The 5,494-nt window shown below is 58.4% G+C and carries 3 rRNA genes; all 3 read right to left on the bottom strand.

What is annotated here, in order from left to right:
• Positions 1-59 precede the first annotated feature (59 nt).
• The 3 genes from rrf to ND748_RS23935 all read right to left on the bottom strand — a co-directional run bounded on the left by rrf (position 60) and on the right by ND748_RS23935 (position 5,288).
• Positions 60-176 (bottom strand): 5S ribosomal RNA (gene rrf / locus ND748_RS23925).
• Between the two features lie 71 nt (positions 177-247).
• Positions 248-3,356: ribosomal RNA gene (locus ND748_RS23930) — 23S ribosomal RNA — on the bottom strand.
• A 422-nt stretch (positions 3,357-3,778) separates the two neighbouring features.
• Positions 3,779-5,288 (bottom strand): 16S ribosomal RNA (locus ND748_RS23935).
• Together the 16S, 23S and 5S rRNA genes form the textbook arrangement of a ribosomal RNA operon.
• Between the last annotated feature and the right edge of the window lie 206 nt (positions 5,289-5,494).

Raw genomic sequence — 5,494 nt, forward strand, 5'->3', positions numbered from 1 at the left:
AAAAAGTTCCCCAAATACAAGTGTGGGGTCACCCGAAGGCAACCCCACACTGTATGTAAGTCCGGCGGCGTCCTACTCTCCCACACAGTCCCCCATGCAGTACCATCGGCGCTGAAGAGCTTAGCTTCCGGGTTCGGAATGAGACCGGGCGTTTCCCCTTCGCCAAAACCACCGAAACACTATTCAACTATACAACCGGAAACCGGCCATACAGCTGGGAACCGCACAGTGGACGCGTAGCATCTTCGAAGACAAGCCCTCGGCCTATTAGTACCGGTCAGCTCCATGCGTTGCCGCACTTCCACCTCCGGCCTATCAACCCGATCATCTAGTCGGGGGCCTTACCAGGCTACCCTGTGGGAGACCTCATCTCGAAGCAGGCTTCCCGCTTAGATGCTTTCAGCGGTTATCCCTTCCGAACGTAGCCAACCAGCCATGCCCTTGGCAGAACAACTGGCACACCAGAGGTTCGTCCGTCCCGGTCCTCTCGTACTAGGGACAGCCCTTCTCAAGTCTCCTGCGCGCGCGGCGGATAGGGACCGAACTGTCTCACGACGTTCTAAACCCAGCTCGCGTACCGCTTTAATGGGCGAACAGCCCAACCCTTGGGACCTACTCCAGCCCCAGGATGCGACGAGCCGACATCGAGGTGCCAAACCTTGCCGTCGATATGGACTCTTGGGCAAGATCAGCCTGTTATCCCCGGGGTACCTTTTATCCGTTGAGCGACGGCGCTTCCACAAGCCACCGCCGGATCACTAGTCCCTGCTTTCGCACCTGCTCGACATGTCTGTCTCACAGTCAAGCTCCCTTGTGCACTTGCACTCAACACCTGATTGCCAACCAGGCTGAGGGAACCTTTGGGCGCCTCCGTTACTCTTTAGGAGGCAACCGCCCCAGTTAAACTACCCACCAGACACTGTCCCTGATCCGGATCACGGACCGAGGTTAGACATCCAGTACGACCAGAGTGGTATTTCAACAATGACTCCACCAGAACTGGCGTCCCAGCTTCACAGTCTCCCACCTATCCTACACAAGCCGAACCGAACACCAATATCAAGCTATAGTAAAGGTCCCGGGGTCTTTCCGTCCTGCCGCGCGTAACGAGCATCTTTACTCGTAATGCAATTTCGCCGAGTCTGTGGTTGAGACAGTGGGAAAGTCGTTACGCCATTCGTGCAGGTCGGAACTTACCCGACAAGGAATTTCGCTACCTTAGGATGGTTATAGTTACCACCGCCGTTTACTGGCGCTTAAGTTCTGAGCTTCGCCCCGAAGAGCTAACCCGTCCCCTTAACGTTCCAGCACCGGGCAGGCGTCACTCCGTATACATCGTCTTACGACTTAGCACGGAGCTATGTTTTTAGTAAACAGTCGCTTTCCCCTGGTCTCTGCGGCCACTCCCCGCTACGGAAGCAAGTCCCTACACGGAGAACGGCCCCCCTTCTCCCGAAGTTACGGGGGCATTTTGCCGAGTTCCTTAACCACAGTTCACTCGAACGCCTTGGTATTCTCTACCTGACCACCTGTGTCGGTTTAGGGTACGGGCGGCCCTGACACTCGCTAGAGGCTTTTCTCGGCAGCATGGGATCATCCACTTCGCCACAATCGGCTCGGCATCAGGTCTCAGACACATGGAGCGCGGATTTGCCTACGCACCGTCCTACACCCTTGCCCCAGGACAACCACCGCCTGGGTTGAACTACCCTCCTGCGTCACCCCATCGCTTGCCTACTACCAGCCGGGATCCCACCCTCCCAGACACATCTCCGAAAAGACACATCCGATCAGATGGTTAGCACAACCAGGTTCAGCATGGGCGCGTCAGCGCCGGTACGGGAATATCAACCCGTTGTCCATCGACTACGCCTGTCGGCCTCGCCTTAGGTCCCGACTCACCCTGGGCGGATTAGCCTGCCCCAGGAACCCTTGGTCATTCGGCGGACGGGTTTCTCACCCGTCATTCGCTACTCATGCCTGCATTCTCACTCGTATGGCATCCACGACTGGGTCACCCCGCCGCTTCACACGCCACACGACGCTCCCCTACCCATACACACACCTGGACACCCGCAAAGATGCCTGGCTAACATGCGTATGCCGCAGCTTCGGCGGTGCGCTTGAGCCCCGCTACATTGTCGGCGCGGAATCACTTGACCAGTGAGCTATTACGCACTCTTTCAAGGATGGCTGCTTCTAAGCCAACCTCCTGGTTGTCTGTGCGACTCCACATCCTTTTCCACTTAGCGCACGCTTAGGGGCCTTAGCTGGCGATCTGGGCTGTTTCCCTCTCGACTACGAAGCTTATCCCCCGCAGTCTCACTGCCGCACTTCACTTACCGGCATTCGGAGTTTGGCTGACTTCAGTAAGCTTGTGGGCCCCCTAGGCCATCCAGTGCTCTACCTCCGGCAAGAAACATGCGACGCTGCACCTAAATGCATTTCGGGGAGAACCAGCTATCACCGAGTTTGATTGGCCTTTCACCCCTACCCACAGCTCATCCCCCAGGTTTTCAACCCTGGTGGGTTCGGTCCTCCACACGGTCTTACCCGCGCTTCAACCTGGCCATGGGTAGATCACTCGGCTTCGGGTCTTGGACATGCGACTCAAACGCCCTATTCGGACTCGCTTTCGCTACGGCTACCCCACACGGGTTAACCTCGCCACACATCGCAAACTCGCAGGCTCATTCTTCAAAAGGCACGCGGTCACCAGACCGAAGTCCAGCTCCCACGGATTGTAGGCACACGGTTTCAGGTACTATTTCACTCCCCTCCCGGGGTACTTTTCACCTTTCCCTCACGGTACTAGTCCGCTATCGGTCACCAGGGAGTATTTAGGCTTAGCGGGTGGTCCCGCCAGATTCACACGGAATTTCACGGGCTCCGTGCTACTTGGGAACACGTCCGGGAGGAACACTGTTTTCAGCTACAGGGCTATTACCCTCTATGGCGGTCCATTCGCATGACCTTCGCCTAACAGCGCTCTTTCTGACTCCCCGACGGAACGGCAGTCCCGTCCGGACGATCCCACAACCCCACCATCGCAACGCCTGCCGGCTATCACACGACACTGGTTTAGCCTCATCCGCTTTCGCTCACCACTACTCGCGGAATCACGGTTGTTTTCTCTTCCTGCGGGTAATGAGATGTTTCACTTCCCCGCGTTCCCTCCACATGCCCTATGTGTTCAGGCATGGGTGACAGGATTTAAAGCCCTGCCGGGTTTCCCCATTCGGAAATCCTCGGATCACAGCTCGGTTGACAGCTCCCCGAGGCATATCGCAGCCTCCCACGTCCTTCATCGGCTCCTGGTGCCAAGGCATCCACCGTGCGCCCTTACTAACTTGGCCACAAAGATGCTCGCGTCCACTGTGCAGTTCTCAACGTACGGACGGCCCCAGCCGACCCGGTAGAACCCACCCCCACACAGGAGAGCAGTCCCCTACCACGACCGGTCCGTTTCACCAGCAGACCCCCACCACAACCCCCCACACGGAGGATCAGCAGAAGGGGTCACACCAGACGAGGAAGCCTCACTCCCTCAGGACCCAACAGCGTGCCACGCACCACCAGCCACCCACCAGACCCGTTCCACCCCCACCCACCCCCCTCCGAAGAGAAGAGACAGCCAGAGAGTACTAGACGCCTGCCAGACAACCAGCAGCACTATCGTCAGCGTTCCACCCATGAGCAACCAGACCGGCATGCACATCCGGCCCTGGCCCTGAACCAGCCCACCCCCAACAGGACAGACCAGCCAGACGCTCCTTAGAAAGGAGGTGATCCAGCCGCACCTTCCGGTACGGCTACCTTGTTACGACTTCGTCCCAATCGCCGGTCCCACCTTCGACGGCTCCCCCCACAAGGGTTAGGCCACCGGCTTCGGGTGTTACCGACTTTCGTGACGTGACGGGCGGTGTGTACAAGGCCCGGGAACGTATTCACCGCAGCATTGCTGATCTGCGATTACTAGCGACTCCGACTTCACGGGGTCGAGTTGCAGACCCCGATCCGAACTGAGACCGGCTTTTTGGGATTCGCTCCACCTCGCGGTATCGCAGCCCTTTGTACCGGCCATTGTAGCATGTGTGCAGCCCAGGACGTAAGGGGCATGATGACTTGACGTCATCCCCACCTTCCTCCGAGTTGACCCCGGCAGTCTCCTATGAGTCCCCGACATAACTCGCTGGCAACATAGGACGAGGGTTGCGCTCGTTGCGGGACTTAACCCAACATCTCACGACACGAGCTGACGACAGCCATGCACCACCTGTGCAGGACCCTTACGGACCCCGTATCTCTACGAGATTTCCCTGCATGTCAAGCCCTGGTAAGGTTCTTCGCGTTGCATCGAATTAAGCCACATGCTCCGCCGCTTGTGCGGGCCCCCGTCAATTCCTTTGAGTTTTAGCCTTGCGGCCGTACTCCCCAGGCGGGGCGCTTAATGCGTTAGCTGCGGCACGGAGGCCGTGGAAGGTCCCCCACACCTAGCGCCCAACGTTTACGGCGTGGACTACCAGGGTATCTAATCCTGTTCGCTCCCCACGCTTTCGCTCCTTAGCGTCAGTTCCGGCCCAGAGACCCGCCTTCGCCACCGGTGTTCCTCCTGATATCTGCGCATTTCACCGCTACACCAGGAATTCCAGTCTCCCCTGCCGGACTCTAGCCTGCCCGTATCGACTGCAGGCCCGGGGTTGAGCCCCGGGTTTTCACAGCCGACGCGACAGGCCGCCTACGAGCTCTTTACGCCCAATAATTCCGGACAACGCTTGCACCCTACGTATTACCGCGGCTGCTGGCACGTAGTTGGCCGGTGCTTCTTCTGCAGGTACCGTCACTTGCGCTTCGTCCCTGCTGAAAGAGGTTTACAACCCGAAGGCCGTCATCCCCCACGCGGCGTCGCTGCGTCAGGCTTTCGCCCATTGCGCAATATTCCCCACTGCTGCCTCCCGTAGGAGTCTGGGCCGTGTCTCAGTCCCAGTGTGGCCGGTCGCCCTCTCAGGCCGGCTACCCGTCGTCGCCTTGGTAGGCCGTTACCCCACCAACAAGCTGATAGGCCGCGGGCCCATCCCGAGCCGATAAATCTTTCCACACCACCAGATGCCCGGTAGTGTCATATCCGGCATTAGCCCCGGTTTCCCGAAGTTATTCCAGAGCTCGGGGCAGATTGCCCACGTGTTACTCACCCGTTCGCCGCTAGGAGCCGAAGCCCCTCGCTCGACTTGCATGTGTTAAGCACGCCGCCAGCGTTCGTCCTGAGCCAGGATCAAACTCTCCATTAATGCTTTCGAGAGTGCCGGCAAAACCGGCAGACCCCAACATCGACACCACAACCGTGATGCCGTGTTCAAAGGAATCTCTCACAACCACAACCAGCCACCCCCACACACCAGAAAGGCATGCGAAGAACAACCAGCCAGGCCATGAACGAGGTAAAACAATTGGCACTGACAATCGGCACGCTGTTGAGTTCTCAAGGAGCAGGCGC

Source organism: Frankia sp. AiPs1, assembly GCF_023716945.1.
In the GTDB taxonomy this organism is placed as follows: domain Bacteria; phylum Actinomycetota; class Actinomycetes; order Frankiales; family Frankiaceae; genus Frankia.